General features: G+C 56.7%; 11 protein-coding genes and 1 tRNA gene. All 12 read left to right on the top strand.

Annotated features, from left to right (window positions below; genetic code table 11):
• Window positions 1–173: 173 nt before the first annotated feature.
• A tRNA-Trp gene (locus B3C1_RS18770) sits at window positions 174–249 on the top strand.
• 63 nt (window positions 250–312) lie between these two features.
• A complete protein-coding gene (gene secE / locus B3C1_RS18765) occupies window positions 313–705 on the top strand; it encodes a preprotein translocase subunit SecE (RefSeq protein WP_008486789.1) in 393 nt (130 codons plus the stop codon).
• A gap of 5 nt (window positions 706–710) precedes the next feature.
• Window positions 711–1,253: a transcription termination/antitermination protein NusG gene (gene nusG / locus B3C1_RS18760; protein ID WP_008486788.1), complete on the top strand. Its 543-nt coding sequence runs from the start codon at window positions 711–713 to the stop codon at window positions 1,251–1,253.
• A 129-nt stretch (window positions 1,254–1,382) separates the two neighbouring features.
• Window positions 1,383–1,811, top strand: a complete 429-nt coding sequence (gene rplK, locus B3C1_RS18755) for a 50S ribosomal protein L11 (RefSeq protein WP_008486787.1) — start codon at window positions 1,383–1,385, stop codon at window positions 1,809–1,811.
• A 3-nt stretch (window positions 1,812–1,814) separates the two neighbouring features.
• Window positions 1,815–2,513 carry a 50S ribosomal protein L1 gene (rplA, locus tag B3C1_RS18750; protein WP_008486786.1) on the top strand — a complete coding sequence of 233 codons (699 nt, stop codon included), beginning with the start codon at window positions 1,815–1,817 and terminating at the stop codon, window positions 2,511–2,513.
• Window positions 2,514–2,765: 252 nt separating this feature from the next.
• Window positions 2,766–3,269 carry a 50S ribosomal protein L10 gene (gene rplJ / locus B3C1_RS18745; RefSeq protein ID WP_008486785.1) on the top strand — a complete coding sequence of 168 codons (504 nt, stop codon included), beginning with the start codon at window positions 2,766–2,768 and terminating at the stop codon, window positions 3,267–3,269.
• A 47-nt stretch (window positions 3,270–3,316) separates the two neighbouring features.
• Entirely contained in the window at window positions 3,317–3,682 is a 366-nt protein-coding gene (gene rplL, locus B3C1_RS18740) for a 50S ribosomal protein L7/L12 (RefSeq protein ID WP_008486784.1), read from the top strand.
• A gap of 214 nt (window positions 3,683–3,896) precedes the next feature.
• Window positions 3,897–7,925 (top strand): DNA-directed RNA polymerase subunit beta, encoded by a 4,029-nt coding sequence (rpoB, locus tag B3C1_RS18735; protein ID WP_008486783.1) that lies wholly within the window; start codon window positions 3,897–3,899, stop codon window positions 7,923–7,925.
• An 82-nt stretch (window positions 7,926–8,007) separates the two neighbouring features.
• Window positions 8,008–12,222 (top strand): DNA-directed RNA polymerase subunit beta', encoded by a 4,215-nt coding sequence (rpoC, locus tag B3C1_RS18730; protein ID WP_008486782.1) that lies wholly within the window; start codon window positions 8,008–8,010, stop codon window positions 12,220–12,222.
• Between the two features lie 150 nt (window positions 12,223–12,372).
• The gene (rpsL, locus tag B3C1_RS18725) at window positions 12,373–12,747 is read left to right on the top strand and encodes a 30S ribosomal protein S12 (RefSeq protein WP_008486781.1); all 375 of its coding nucleotides are present in this window, start codon (window positions 12,373–12,375) and stop codon (window positions 12,745–12,747) included.
• Window positions 12,748–12,829: 82 nt separating this feature from the next.
• The gene (gene rpsG / locus B3C1_RS18720) at window positions 12,830–13,300 is read left to right on the top strand and encodes a 30S ribosomal protein S7 (RefSeq protein WP_008486780.1); all 471 of its coding nucleotides are present in this window, start codon (window positions 12,830–12,832) and stop codon (window positions 13,298–13,300) included.
• Window positions 13,301–13,375: 75 nt separating this feature from the next.
• Window positions 13,376–15,478, top strand: coding sequence for an elongation factor G (fusA, locus tag B3C1_RS18715; RefSeq protein WP_008486779.1), 2,103 nt, complete (start codon window positions 13,376–13,378; stop codon window positions 15,476–15,478).
• Window positions 15,479–15,598 lie beyond the last annotated feature (120 nt).

The following is a 15,598-nucleotide window of genomic DNA, read 5'->3' as shown; positions in this document are numbered from 1 at the left end:
AGTTGCCAAAATCATCGCCTAATCGCGATGGTGACAAAGAACAGGGCGCTTAGGCGCCCTGTTTTTCTGATACCGGCAGAAAAGGCAAGGCCTGTGCGAAGATCCCACGGGCAATGTTGTACACATTCTGTTAGTATCGGCACCTCGCCCCCTGAGGTCACAAATTTTAGGATAGGGCAGTAGTTCAATTGGTAGAGCACCGGTCTCCAAAACCGGGTGTTGGGGGTTCGAGTCCCTCCTGCCCTGCCAACTGCCGAACGACCCTGCATAGCGGGGTTTTCGTGTCGACGGACGTTGATTAGGTTGGTCAGAATGAATGTAAATACTGAACATCAACAGCAGCCCAAAAGTGGTGCTCTGGATGTAGTAGTTTGGATAGTGATTGCCGCCCTGCTGGTTGGCTTGGTAGCCGTCAACCATTTCTATGGTAAAGACAGTACCAACCTGGTGCGCGCCGTGGTCGGCGTAGCCGTCTTTGCTGCGGCCCTGGGTCTGGCGACCCTGACCCGCAAGGGTAAAGAAGCCCTGGCCTTCGCCAAGGAATCACGGACCGAAGTGCGTAAAGTGGTATGGCCCACTCGCCAAGAGACTGTTCATACTACGCTGATCATCATGGCTGCCGTCGCTATCATGGGCCTGCTGCTGTGGGGTATGGACGGTATCCTGGTACGTGTGATTGGCTGGTTTACTGGTTTGGAGATCTGATACCCATGTCTGAACAGAAAAAACGCTGGTACGTGGTCCAGGCTTTCTCCGGTTTCGAATCCCGTGTTGCCCAGTCCCTGCGCGAGCACATCAAGATGCACGGCATGGAAGAGTATTTCGGCGACGTGCTGGTCCCCACTGAAGAAGTGGTGGAAATGCGCGCCGGCCAAAAGCGTAAGTCCGAGCGTAAGTTCTTCCCCGGTTATGTGCTGGTGCACATGGTGATGAACGACGAATCCTGGCACCTGGTGCGTTCCATTCCCCGGGTGATGGGCTTTATCGGTGGTACTTCTGACCGCCCGGCGCCCATTTCCGACAAGGAAGCGGACGCCATCCTCAACCGCCTGCAGGAAGCCGTGGACAAGCCGCGTCACAAAACCCTGTTCGAGCCGGGCGAAGTGGTGCGCGTCAACGACGGTCCCTTTGCCGACTTCAACGGTGTGGTCGAGGAAGTGGATTACGAGAAGAGCCGCCTGAAGGTCTCCGTCATGATCTTCGGCCGGTCCACTCCGGTGGAGCTGGACTTCAGCCAGGTCGAGAAAGGCTGACGCACGAAAAATCGGCAATTTGCTTGGCAGGGGCAGCGAGATTCAGTAGAATTCGCTGCCCTAATTTCTTTAGGGACCCCAAAGGGGAGCCTCTTTCGAGGCGCTAGAACCCAAATAATGAGGTAAATCATGGCTAAGAAAGTAACGGCCTATATCAAGCTGCAGGTTGCAGCTGGTATGGCTAACCCCAGCCCGCCGATCGGTCCTGCTCTGGGTCAGCACGGCGTGAACATCATGGAATTCTGTAAGGCGTTCAACGCCCGTACCGAATCCCTGGAAAAAGGCATGCCGCTGCCTGTGGTCATCACTGTTTACAGCGACCGCTCCTTCACTTTCATCACCAAAACCCCGCCCGCCAGCTTCCTGCTGAAGAAGGCTGCCGGTATCAAGAGCGGTTCCAAAAAGCCGCACGTTGATAAAGTGGGTAAGGTTACCCGTGCTCAGCTGGAAGAAATTGCCAAGCTCAAAGAGCCGGATCTGACCGCTGCTGACATGGACGCCGCCGTGCGTACCATCGCCGGCTCTGCCCGTTCCATGGGCCTGGTAGTGGAGGACTAATACATGGCTAAGCTGACCAAGCGTATGCGTCTCATCCGTGAGAAAGTCAACGCCACCAAAGATTACTCCATCAGCGAAGCTGTCGCCCTGCTCAAAGAGCTGGCTACCGCCAAATTCGTTGAAAGCGTCGACGTTGCCGTTAACCTGGGCATCGATGCGCGTAAATCCGACCAGAACGTACGTGGCGCCACCGTGCTGCCCAACGGTACTGGCCGTAGCGTTCGCGTAGCCGTCTTCACCCAGGGTGCCAACGCCGAAGCCGCCAAGGCTGCCGGTGCTGACATCGTTGGTATGGAAGATCTGGCCGAGCAGGTTAAAGCCGGTCAAATGGACTTCGATGTGGTTATCGCTTCCCCCGACGCCATGCGCGTTGTGGGTATGCTGGGCCAGATCCTGGGTCCCCGTGGCCTGATGCCGAACCCCAAAGTTGGTACTGTAACCCCTAACGTTGCCGAAGCTGTTAAGAACGCCAAGGCCGGTCAGGTGCGCTACCGTAACGACAAGAACGGTATCATCCACACCACCATCGGTAAGGTTGATTTCGAAGAAGGCAAGCTCAAGGAAAACCTTGAGTCCCTGCTGGTTGCCCTGAAGAAAGCGAAACCCGCTACTTCCAAAGGTCAATTCATCAAGAAAGTCAGCCTGTCCACCACCATGGGCGCTGGTGTTTCTATCGATCAAAGCAGCCTGGACGTTCAATAATCCAAGGCCGCTTTGAGAGAGATTGGCGAAAGCGTCAGCATGTGTTAACATCTGGCGCTTTCGCATGGGTCGAGCCCCCTTTAGGGGCGTTCGTCCAAGACCGTAGGAGCCGCAAGGCTTAAACATTCCTACGCAGACGGTGCAGGCCCTAAGAGATTTTCTCTCTTGGATGCTGTCACCGTGAGGTTGTCCAGGGACTCCCTGGGCATGTGTAACTACCGGTTCGACCGGTGAAATCCAGGAGTTAAGCCAATGGCATTAAGACTCGACGACAAAAAAGCAATTGTTGCTGAAGTCAACGAAGCTGCCAAAGGTGCGCTTTCTGCAGTTGTAGCCGATTCTCGCGGCGTAACTGTAGCGGCGATGACTCAGCTGCGTGCGACTGCCCGTTCTCAGGGCATTTTCGTGAAGGTTGTTCGTAACACCCTCGCGCGTCGCGCTGTAGAAGGTACCGACTACGCGGTACTGTCTGACGTCTTCGTCGGCCCGACCCTGATCGCTTTCTCTAACGAGCACCCCGGTGCTGCGGCGCGTCTGTTCAAAGACTTCGCCAAAGAGAACGACAAGTTCGAGGTAAAAGGTGCTGCCTTTAACGGGGAATTTATCCCTGCAGCCCAAATTGACCGTCTCGCAAAACTGCCGACCTACGAAGAAGCTCTGGCGAAGCTGATGGCGACTATGAAAGAAGCCGCCGCTGGCAAGCTGGTTCGTACCCTGGCCGCACTGCGCGAGAAGAAAGAAGCCGAAGCTGCCTAAGGGCTGCTTGGCTATATCGCATACTTCAGTAATTAGGAACTTGAGTCATGTCCGTAACTAAAGATCAAATCCTTGAAGCCGTAGCCGCCATGTCCGTAATGGAAGTGGTTGAGCTGGTTGAAGCCATGGAAGAGAAATTCGGCGTTTCCGCCGCTGCCGCTGTTGCCGTTGCTGGCGACGCTGCTGCTGCCGTCGAAGAGCAAACTGAGTTCAACGTTGTTCTGACCGCTGCCGGTGCGAACAAAGTTGCCGCCATCAAAGCTGTACGTGGCGCTACCGGTCTGGGCCTGAAAGAAGCCAAAGACCTGGTTGAGTCTGCTCCTGCTGTCATCAAAGAAGCTATCTCCAAAGGCGAAGCCGAAGCGCTCAAGAAAGAACTCGAAGAAGCCGGTGCTTCTGTTGAGATCAAATAACCTAGACTCTAGGTTAGGCTCCCTCGGGAGCAAAGGCTGGTGGCGTCGAGCCACCGGCCTTTTCGCGCTGTAGGAATAGGCAAAGTTTCGCGTCGTTTATTTTGCCTATTCCGGCGGCCTGTGGTCACCCAGGCTGCCGACGACAAAACGGCGTTGCGCTGAGACTGTCCTGTCGGACATTAGTGGGTCACACTTTCGCGAGCTGAGGAACCCCATGGTGTACTCTTACACAGAGAAAAAACGCATTCGTAAGGATTTCGGTAAACGTTCACAAGTATTGGACGTGCCTTTCCTGCTTTCCATCCAGTTGGACTCTTTTACTAAGTTCATCGAGATGGACCCTGACGGTCAGAACGGCCTGGAAGCCGCTTTCCGTTCCGTCTTCCCGATCAAGAGCTATTCCGGCAATGCCGAGCTCCAATATGTAAGCTACCGTCTGGGTGAGCCCGTCTTTGACGTGCAAGAATGCCAGATCCGTGGCGTCACCTATGCGGCCCCGCTGCGCGTAAAACTGCGCCTGGTGCTGTTTGACAAGGAAGCCGCTCCCGGCACCGTCAAGGATATCCGTGAGCAAGAAGTCTACATGGGTGAAATCCCCCTGATGACCGACAACGGTACCTTTGTGATCAACGGTACCGAGCGCGTTATCGTGTCTCAGCTGCACCGTTCTCCTGGCGTGTTCTTTGATCACGACCGTGGTAAGACCCACTCCTCCGGTAAGGTCCTCTACAACGCTCGCATCATCCCCTATCGCGGGTCCTGGCTGGATTTCGAGTTCGATCCCAAAGATAACCTCTTTGTCCGTATCGACCGTCGCCGCAAATTGCCGGCGTCCATCATCCTGCGTGCCTTGGATTACAGCACCGAGGAAATTCTTGATCTGTTCTTCGAGAAGGTGACCTTCGAGATCAAGAAAGACAAGTTGATGATGACCCTGGTACCGGATCGCCTGCGTGGCGACACTGCTACCTTTGACATCAAAGGCGTCGATGGCGAAGTGCTGGTCGAAAAAGGCCGCCGCGTGACTGCCCGTCACGTTCGCCAGATGGAAAAAGACGGCATGGACAAGCTGGAAGTGCCCACCGATTACATCGTCGGCAAGGTACTGTCCAGGGACTATGTTGACGAGTCCACCGGTGAAGTCATTGCTGTTGCCAACCAGGAACTGTCCCTGGACCTGATGGCCAAGCTGTCCCAGGCCGGTTACAAAGCCATTGAGACTTTGTACTTCAACGACCTGGATCACGGCGCCTACATGTCCGAGACCCTGCGTGTTGACTCCACCGGCAGCCGCCTCGAGGCCCTGGTCGAGATCTACCGCATGATGCGTCCCGGTGAGCCGCCGACCCGCGAAGCCGCCGAAGCCCTGTTCAATAACCTCTTCTTCTCCGAAGAGCGTTATGACCTGTCCACCGTTGGCCGGATGAAGTTCAACCGCCGTGTGGGCCGCGACAGCATCGAAGGCGCTGGCGTACTGGACAACCAGGACATCATCGATGTCATGAAGACCCTCATCGAGATCCGTAACGGTCGCGGTGAAGTGGACGACATCGACCACCTGGGCAACCGTCGCATCCGCTCCGTGGGCGAGATGGCCGAGAACCAGTTCCGCGTTGGCCTGGTACGCGTAGAGCGTGCCGTGCGCGAGCGTCTGTCCCTGGGCGACATGGACGGCTTGATGCCGCAAGACCTGATTAACGCCAAGCCCATTAGTGCGGCCGTTAAAGAGTTCTTCGGTTCCAGCCAGCTGTCCCAGTTCATGGACCAGAACAACCCCCTGTCCGAGGTTACCCACAAGCGCCGTATTTCGGCCCTGGGCCCGGGCGGTTTGACCCGTGAGCGTGCCGGCTTTGAGGTTCGTGACGTACACCCGACCCACTACGGTCGTCTGTGCCCCATCGAAACCCCTGAAGGTCCGAACATCGGTCTGATCAACTCCCTGTCCTGCTTTGCCCGCACCAACGAGTACGGTTTCCTCGAAACCCCGTATCGTAAGGTGGTGGACGGCCAGGTGACCGACGATGTCGAGTACCTGTCTGCAATCGAAGAAGGTCAGTACGTGGTGGCCCAGGCCAACGCTTCCGTAGACGAAAACAACCGCCTGCTGGACGAGCTGGTACCTTGCCGTCACAAGGGTGAATCAACCTACATGAACGCCAGCGACATCCAGCTGATGGACGTAAGTCCTCAGCAGATCGTCTCCGTTGCGGCGTCTCTGATCCCCTTCCTTGAACACGATGACGCCAACCGGGCCCTGATGGGTTCGAACATGCAACGTCAGGCCGTTCCGACCCTTCGAGCTGACAAGCCGCTGGTTGGTACCGGTATGGAGCGCACCGTGGCGGTGGACTCCGGCGTCTGTGTGGTGGCCAAGCGTGGCGGCACCATCGACTACGCCGATGCTTCCCGCATTGTGGTCAAGGTCAATGAAGATGAAATGCTGCCTGGCGAAGCCGGTATCGACATCTACAACCTGATCAAGTACACCCGTTCCAACCAAAACACCTGCATCAACCAGAAGCCGGTGTGTAGCGTAGGTGACCCCATCGTTCGTGGCGACGTGCTGGCTGACGGCCCGTCCACCGACCTGGGCGACCTGGCTCTGGGCCAGAACATGCGCGTCGCGTTCATGCCCTGGAACGGTTACAACTTCGAGGACTCCATCCTCATCTCCGAGCGCGTGGTGCAGGAAGATCGCTTCACCACCATCCACATTCAGGAACTGTCCTGTGTGGCGCGTGACACCAAGCTGGGGCCGGAAGAAATCACCGCCGATATCCCCAACGTCGGTGAGTCTGCCCTCTCCAAACTGGATGAGTCCGGTATCGTCTACATCGGTGCCGAAGTGAAGCCTGGCGACATCCTGGTCGGTAAGGTCACCCCCAAAGGTGAAACCCAGCTGACCCCGGAAGAGAAACTGCTGCGCGCCATCTTCGGTGAGAAGGCCTCCGACGTTAAGGACACCTCCCTGCGTGTGCCCGGTTCCACCTACGGTACCGTTATCGACGTACAGGTCTTTACCCGTGATGGCGTAGAGAAAGACAAGCGCGCTCTTGAAATCGAAGAGATGCAACTCAAGCAGGCCAAGAAAGACCTGACCGAAGAGTTCCAGATCCTCGAAGCCGGTATCTACGACCGTGCCAGGAACCTGCTGCTGTCTGCCGGTTACGACGAAGCCAAGCTGGCCAAGCTCGAAAAAGCCAAGGTGCTGGAACAGTCCATCGACGACGAAGCCAAGCAGATTGAGCTGGAGAAGATCGCCGAGCAGCTCATCGAGATCAAAGCCGACTTCGATAAGAAGTTCGAAGCCAAGCGCGCCAAGATCATCCAAGGGGATGACCTGGCTCCTGGCGTGCTGAAGATCGTCAAGGTTTACCTGGCCGTTAAACGCCGCGTACAGCCCGGTGACAAGATGGCCGGTCGCCACGGTAACAAAGGTGTTATCTCCACCATCGTGCCCGTGGAAGACATGCCTTACGACGAGAACGGCAACCCGGTCGACCTGGTGCTCAACCCGCTGGGCGTACCGTCTCGTATGAACATCGGTCAGATCCTCGAAACCCACCTGGGTATGGCTGCCAAGGGCGTCGGTGAGCGCATCAACGAGATGCTCCAAGAGCAGCGTGAGATTGCCGAACTGCGCGAATTCCTGAAAAAGGTATATGCCCTGGGCAACTACCGTCAGGAAGTGGACATCGACGGCTTCAGCGATGACGAAGTGATCCGCCTGGCCAAGCACCTTAAAGGTGGTGTGCCGATTGCTACTCCGGCTTTTGATGGCTGTGCCGAAGCCACCATCAAAGACATGCTGGAATTGGCCGGTCTGCCCCGTTCTGGTCAGATCAAGCTGCACGATGGCCGTACCGGTAACGAGTTCGAGCGCGCGGTAACCGTCGGTTACATGTACATGCTCAAGCTCAACCACTTGGTTGACGACAAGATGCACGCCCGTTCCACCGGCTCTTACAGCCTGGTTACCCAGCAACCGCTGGGTGGTAAGGCCCAGTTCGGTGGTCAGCGGTTCGGGGAGATGGAAGTCTGGGCTCTGGAAGCCTACGGCGCCGCCTACACCCTGCAGGAAATGCTCACCGTCAAGTCGGACGATGTGAACGGCCGTACCAAGATGTACAAAAACATCGTGGATGGCGACTACTCCATGGAGCCGGGCATGCCCGAGTCCTTCAACGTACTGCTGAAGGAAATCCGCTCTTTGGGTATCAACATCGAGCTGGACGAAGAGTAAGCCGCAAGGCCGAAGTGAATCGAGGTTTTGGGGCGGTGGCTTGCTGCCGCCCCGCAGGGTTTAACTCCGATAGGAGAAAAGCGTGAAAGACTTACTCAAGTTTTTGAAACAGCAGAACAAGACCGAAGAGTTCGATGCCATCCGCATCGGTCTTGCTTCTCCTGACATGATTCGCTCCTGGTCCTACGGCGAAGTGAAAAAGCCGGAGACCATCAACTACCGTACCTTCAAGCCGGAGCGTGACGGCCTTTTCTGTGCCCGTATTTTCGGCCCGGTGAAGGACTACGAGTGTCTGTGCGGCAAGTACAAGCGCCTTAAGCACCGTGGTGTTATCTGTGAAAAATGTGGTGTTGAAGTCACTCTGACCAAGGTGCGCCGTGAGCGCATGGGTCACATCGAGCTGGCCAGCCCCGTTGCCCACATCTGGTTCCTCAAGTCCCTGCCGTCCCGGATCGGCCTGCTGCTGGACATGACCCTGCGTGATATCGAGCGCGTGCTTTATTTCGAAAGCTACGTGGTTATCGAGCCGGGCATGACCAACCTCGAAAAAGGCGCCATGCTGACCGAAGATCAGTATCTGGATGCCCTCGAGCAGTGGGGCGACGAATTCGACGCCCGCATGGGTGCCGAAGCCGTGCAGGAACTCCTCAAGCGTATCGAGCTCGAGAAAGAAATCGATCAGATGCGTGAAGAGCTGCCCTCCATCAACTCCGAGACCCGTCGCAAGAAAGTGACCAAGCGTCTGAAGCTGATGGAAGCCTTCTTCAAGTCCGGCAACAAGCCGGAATGGATGATCATGGCCGTGCTGCCGGTGCTGCCGCCGGACCTGCGTCCGCTGGTACCCCTGGACGGTGGCCGTTTCGCGACCTCCGATCTGAACGATCTGTACCGCCGCGTGATCAACCGTAACAACCGTCTCAAGCGCCTGCTGGACTTGGCTGCGCCCGATATCATCGTGCGCAACGAAAAGCGGATGCTGCAAGAAGCGGTAGACGCCCTGCTGGATAACGGCCGTCGTGGCCGTGCCATCACCGGCTCCAACCGCCGCCCGCTGAAATCCTTGGCCGACATGATCAAGGGTAAGCAAGGTCGTTTCCGTCAGAACCTGCTGGGTAAACGTGTCGACTACTCTGGTCGTTCCGTTATCACTGTAGGCCCCACCCTGCGCCTGCATCAGTGCGGTCTGCCCAAGAAGATGGCCCTTGAGCTGTTCAAGCCCTTCATCTACGGCAAGCTGGAAGCCAGAGGCCTCGCCACCACCATCAAAGCCGCCAAGAAAATGGTTGAGCGTGAAGTGGCTGAGGTGTGGGACGTTCTGGATGAAGTGATCCGCGAACACCCCGTGCTGCTGAACCGTGCACCGACCCTGCACCGTCTGGGTATCCAGGCGTTCGAGCCCGTGCTGATTGAAGGTAAAGCCATTCAACTGCACCCGCTGGTCTGTGCCGCGTACAACGCCGACTTCGACGGTGACCAGATGGCGGTCCACGTACCGCTGACCCTGGAAGCTCAGCTCGAAGCCCGTGCGCTGATGATGTCCACCAACAACATCCTGTCCCCGGCCAACGGTGAACCTATCATCGTTCCCTCTCAGGACGTTGTACTGGGCCTCTATTACATGAGCCGTGAGCGCATCAATGCCAAAGGTGAAGGCATGGTGCTGCGTGGTCCCAAGGAAGCCGAGAAAGTCTATCGCGCTGGCCTGGCCGACCTGCATGCTCGTGTCAAGGTCCGTATCTCCCACTGGGAAGAGACCGAGAGCGGTGACTACGCCGAAAACATCAAGCTGACCGACACCACTGTTGGCCGTGCCATTCTGAGCTTGATCCTGCCCAAGGGTATGCCCTTTGAGCTGATCAACCAGAACATGGGTAAAAAGCAGATCTCTCGTCTGCTGAACGCCTGTTACCGTCGCCTGGGTCTGAAAGATTCCGTTATTTTCGCTGACCAGCTGATGTATACCGGTTTCCATTACGCCACCCTGGCCGGTGCCTCCGTCGGTATCGATGACATGGTCATCCCCGACGCCAAGGCCACCATCATCGCCGAGGCGGAAGCCGAAGTTGCCGAGATCCAGGAGCAGTTCTCCTCTGGTCTGGTAACCGCCGGTGAGCGTTACAACAAAGTTATCGACATCTGGTCCACCGCCAACGAGCGCGTGTCCAAGGCGATGATGAGTAACCTCTCTACCGAAGAAGTAGAGAACCGCGACGGTGAAATGGAAACCCAGGCGTCCTTCAACTCCATCTACATGATGGCGGACTCCGGCGCCCGGGGTAGTGCGGCTCAGATCCGTCAGTTGGCCGGTATGCGGGGCCTGATGGCCAAGCCCGATGGCTCCATCATCGAGACCCCCATCACTGCGAACTTCCGTGAAGGTCTGAACGTACTGCAGTACTTCATCTCCACCCACGGTGCTCGTAAAGGTCTGGCGGATACCGCACTTAAGACCGCCAACTCCGGTTACCTGACTCGTCGTCTGGTAGACGTGGCCCAGGATCTGGTCATCACCGAATCCGACTGTGGCACCCTCGAAGGTCTGTGGATGACGCCGCTGATCGAAGGTGGTGACGTTGTTGAGCCGCTGCGCGAGCGCGTACTGGGCCGTGTCGTCTGTGAAGACGTCATGCTGCCTGGCACCGACGAAGTGCTGATGCCCCGCAACACCCTGCTGGACGAAGCCAAGGTTGACGTGCTGGAAGCCAACTCTGTTGACCAGGTGAAAGTACGTTCCGTCATCACCTGTGACACCGACTTCGGCGTCTGTGCCCACTGTTACGGCCGTGACCTGGCCCGTGGCCACATCATCAATGGCGGTGAAGCCATCGGTGTTATCGCGGCCCAGTCTATCGGTGAACCCGGTACCCAGCTGACCATGCGTACCTTCCACATCGGTGGTGCCGCATCCCGGGCTACTGCGGAAAACTCCGTACAGGTCAAGAACACCGGCTCCCTGAAGCTGCACAACGCCAAGTTCGTTGTGAACAGCGACGGTAAGATCGTTATCACCTCTCGCTCCACCGAGCTGACCGTGACCGACGAGAATGGCCGTGAGCGTGAGCGCTACAAGCTGCCCTACGGTGCCGTGCTGACCAAGCAGGACGGTGAAGCGGTCAACGCTGGCGACATCGTTGCCAACTGGGACCCCCACACCCACCCGATCATCACCGAGGTAAAAGGTCAGATCCGTTTCGTGGACATGCTCGAAGGCGTGACCATGAGCCGTCAGACCGACGAACTGACCGGTCTGTCCAGCATCGTTATCCTGGAACCTTCTCAGCGTCCTACTGCGGGCAAAGAGATGCGCCCCATGGTGAAACTGGTGGACGAGAAGGGCAAGGACGTGAACATCGCTGGTACCGACATTCCGGCCCAGTACTTCCTGCCCGGTAACGCCATCGTTAACCTCGATGACGGTGTAGAGGTGAATGTGGGTGACGCCCTGGCGCGTATCCCGCAGGAAACCTCCAAGACCCGTGACATCACCGGTGGTCTGCCCCGCGTTGCCGACCTGTTCGAAGCCCGCCGCCCGAAAGAGCCGGCAATCCTGGCCGAGATCACAGGTACCATCTCCTTCGGTAAGGAGACCAAGGGCAAGCGTCGTCTGGTGATCACCCCGGCCGAAGGTAATGCCTACGAAGAGATGATTCCCAAGTGGCGTCAGCTCAACGTCTTCGAAGGTGAACAGGTTCAGCGCGGTGAAGTTATTGCCGACGGCCCTGAAGCACCTCAGGATATCCTGCGCCTGCGTGGCATCGAAGCCGTAGCCCGTTACATCGTTAACGAAGTGCAAGACGTTTACCGTCTGCAGGGCGTTAAGATTAACGACAAGCACATCGAAACCATCGTTCGCCAGATGCTGCGTAAGTGCACCATCACTGTTCCGGGTGACTCTGAGTTCCTGGAAGGCGAAACCGTGGAAGTAGCCCGCGTCAAGATCGCCAACCGCGATCTGGAGAATGCTGGCAAGCAAGCTGCCTCTTTCGAGCGTCAGCTGCTGGGTATCACCAAGGCGTCTCTGGCAACCGAGTCCTTTATCTCGGCCGCCTCCTTCCAGGAAACCACCCGCGTTCTGACCGAAGCGGCGGTATCCGGTAAGGCTGACGACCTGCGTGGCCTGAAAGAAAACGTCATTGTGGGCCGTCTGATCCCGGCCGGTACCGGTTACTCCTATCACCAGGAGCGCAACCGTCAACGGAACAAAGGTGCCGTTGTTGCCGAGCCGCAGATGACTGCCGATGATGCCGAGAAGGCGCTGACCGACCTGCTGAACGCAGATCTGGGTGGCGACGAATAAAAAGTTGTCATGACAACGTCACAGGCCGTCCCCATAGTGGGCGGCCTTTGTTGTCTTGACACTTTTTTGAGCGGCAATTAGAATGCCGCGGCCCTCTATAGGGCGATTTTTCACCGTTGAAAAAAGCATCTAACCAGGAGTAGCAAGCTAATGGCTACAATTAACCAGCTGGTGCGCAAGCCCCGCGTAAAGAAAGTTGCTAAGAGCAACGTTCCTGCGCTGGAAGCCTGCCCCCAAAAGCGTGGCGTATGCACCCGCGTGTACACCACCACCCCTAAGAAGCCTAACTCCGCACTGCGTAAAGTTTGCCGTGTGCGTCTGACTAACGGCTTCGAAGTGACTTCCTACATCGGTGGTGAAGGCCACAACCTGCAGGAACACTCCGTTGTTCTGATCCGTGGCGGTCGTGTAAAAGACCTGCCCGGTGTGCGCTATCACACCGTACGCGGCACCCTCGACTGTGCTGGCGTTAAAGATCGTAAGCAAGCCCGTTCCAAATACGGCGCCAAGCGGCCCAAGTCTTAATGGTTCTCCGTTAAGTAAGGCCAAGCTAAGCATTCATTAATTAGGTTTTGGGTAACCCCTGAAGCACACGGAGAATTGAGTCATGCCAAGACGTCGCGTGATTGGTCAACGCAAGATCCTGCCCGATCCCAAGTTCGGATCTGAGATCATTGCCAAATTTGTCAACGTAGTAATGGTTGACGGTAAGAAATCTACTGCCGAGAAGATCGTTTACGGTGCCCTGGACATCATGAACGAGAAAACCGGTAAAGAGCACCTGGAACTGTTCGAAACCGCCCTGGACAACGTCCGTCCTGCGGTCGAGGTTAAGTCCCGCCGTGTGGGTGGTTCCACCTACCAGGTGCCTGTTGAAGTGCGCCCCGTGCGTCGCAACACCCTGGCTATGCGCTGGCTGGTAGATGCTGCCCGCAAGCGCGGTGAAAAATCCATGGCTGCCCGTCTGGCCGGCGAACTGCTGGACGCTGCCGAGAACAAAGGTTCTGCCGTTAAGAAGCGCGAAGACGTGCATCGCATGGCAGAAGCGAACAAAGCATTCGCTCACTACCGCTGGTAATGCTGTTGCGGCCTCCGCTGGGGGCCGCATACTTAATAGCATCGCCATAGGTTTCTTAATTAGAGGAAAGCTATCGTGGCTCGCAAAACACCTATCGAGCGCTACCGTAACATCGGTATCAGTGCTCACATTGATGCAGGTAAAACGACCACCACTGAGCGGGTCCTGTTCTATACCGGTGTTTCTCACAAGATCGGTGAAGTACATGATGGCGCTGCCACCATGGACTGGATGGAACAGGAGCAGGAGCGTGGTATTACCATCACCTCCGCTGCTACCACCGCTTTCTGGAGCGGCATGGGTAAGCAGTTCCCTGAGCACCGCATCAACATCATCGACACTCCCGGACACGTTGACTTTACCATCGAGGTAGAGCGTTCTATGCGTGTTCTGGACGGTGCCGTCATGGTTTACTGCGCTGTGGGCGGCGTTCAGCCCCAGTCCGAGACCGTATGGCGTCAGGCGAACAAGTACCATGTACCCCGTATCGCCTTCGTCAACAAGATGGACCGTACCGGTGCCAACTTCCTGCGCGTTGTTGACCAGATCAAAACCCGCCTGAAAGCCAATCCGGTTCCGATCCAGCTGCCTATCGGCGCTGAGGAAAACTTCAAGGGTGTTATCGACCTTATCAAGATGAAGGCCATCAACTGGTCTGAAGATGATATGGGCACCACCTTCACCTACGAAGATATCCCTGCCGACATGCAGGATCTGGCCGAAGAATGGCGCATGAACATGGTGGAAGCTGCTGCTGAAGCCAACGAAGAGCTGATGGAAAAGTACCTCGGCGGCGAAGAGCTGTCCGAAGAGGAAATCAAGGCCGGTCTGCGCGCACGCGTACTGAGCACTGACATCATCCTTTGTACCCTGGGTTCTGCGTTCAAGAACAAGGGTGTTCAGGCCATGCTTGACGCCGTTATCGAGTTCCTGCCTGCCCCGACCGACGTTCCGCCGATCAAAGGTGAACTGCCCAACGGTGAAGTGGCTGTACGTAAATCCAGCGACGACGAGCCCTTCGCGGCTCTGGCGTTCAAGATTGCTACCGACCCCTTCGTTGGTTCTCTGACCTTCTTCCGCGTGTACTCCGGTGTGGTTAACTCCGGTGACTCCGTACTGAACGCCACCAAAGATAAGCGCGAGCGTATCGGCCGTATCGTTCAGATGCACGCCAACAAGCGTGACGAGATCAGCGAAGTTCGTGCCGGCGACATCGCCGCCGCCATCGGCCTGAAAGACGTTACCACCGGTGAAACCCTGTGTACCGAAGCTGATCCTATCATCCTCGAGCGCATGGAATTCCCCGAGCCGGTAATCTCCGTAGCCGTTGAGCCGAAGACCAAGTCTGACCAAGAGAAGATGGGTCTGGCCCTGGGCCGTCTGGCCAAGGAAGATCCCTCCTTCCGCGTTTGGACCGACGAAGAGTCTGGCCAAACCATCATCGCCGGTATGGGTGAGCTGCACCTGGAAATTCTCGTTGACCGTATGAAGCGTGAATTCAAGGTTGAAGCCAACGTAGGTAAGCCTCAGGTTTCCTACCGTGAAACCATCCGTAACAGCGTTGAAGTCGAAGGTAAGTTCGTACGTCAGTCCGGTGGTCGTGGTCAGTTCGGTCACGTTTGGCTGCGTATGGAGCCTGTCGAAGAAGGCAAAGGCTACGAATTCGTCAACGCTATCGTCGGTGGTGTGGTTCCCAAGGAATACATCCCTGCGGTTGACAAGGGTATCCAAGAGCAGATGAAGAACGGCGTACTGGCCGGTTTCCCCATCGAAGACATGCGCGTTACCCTGTACGACGGTTCCTACCACGACGTGGACTCCAACGAGATGGCGTTTAAAATCGCTGCCTCTATGGGCTTCAAGTCCGGCTTTATGAAAGCCAACCCCGTGCTGCTCGAGCCCATCATGAAGGTGGAAGTAGAGACGCCCGAGGAAAACATGGGTGATGTGATCGGCGACATTAACCGTCGTCGTGGTCTGATCGAAGGCATGGATGACGGCCCGTCCGGCAAGATCGTCCGTGGCCAGGTACCGCTGTCCGAAATGTTCGGCTACGCTACCGACCTGCGTTCTGCCACTCAAGGCCGTGCTTCTTACTCCATGGAGTTCCTGAAGTACCAAGAGTGCCCGACCAACATCGCCAAAGACGTTATCGAAGCTCGCAAATCCGGCGAGTAACACTTAGCGAAAAGGGCCGGCCAACAGGCTGGCCCCCTTTTGAAATGAAGGATTTTAGCCGTGTCTAAAGAAAAATTTGAACGTACAAAACCCCACGTCAACGTAGGTACCATCGGTCAC

The sequence above is a fragment of the Gallaecimonas xiamenensis 3-C-1 genome, from assembly GCF_000299915.1.
Classification (GTDB): domain Bacteria; phylum Pseudomonadota; class Gammaproteobacteria; order Enterobacterales; family Gallaecimonadaceae; genus Gallaecimonas; species Gallaecimonas xiamenensis.
Note: the sequence above shows the minus strand (reverse complement) of the source record. Positions and strands in the feature narration are given on the sequence as shown.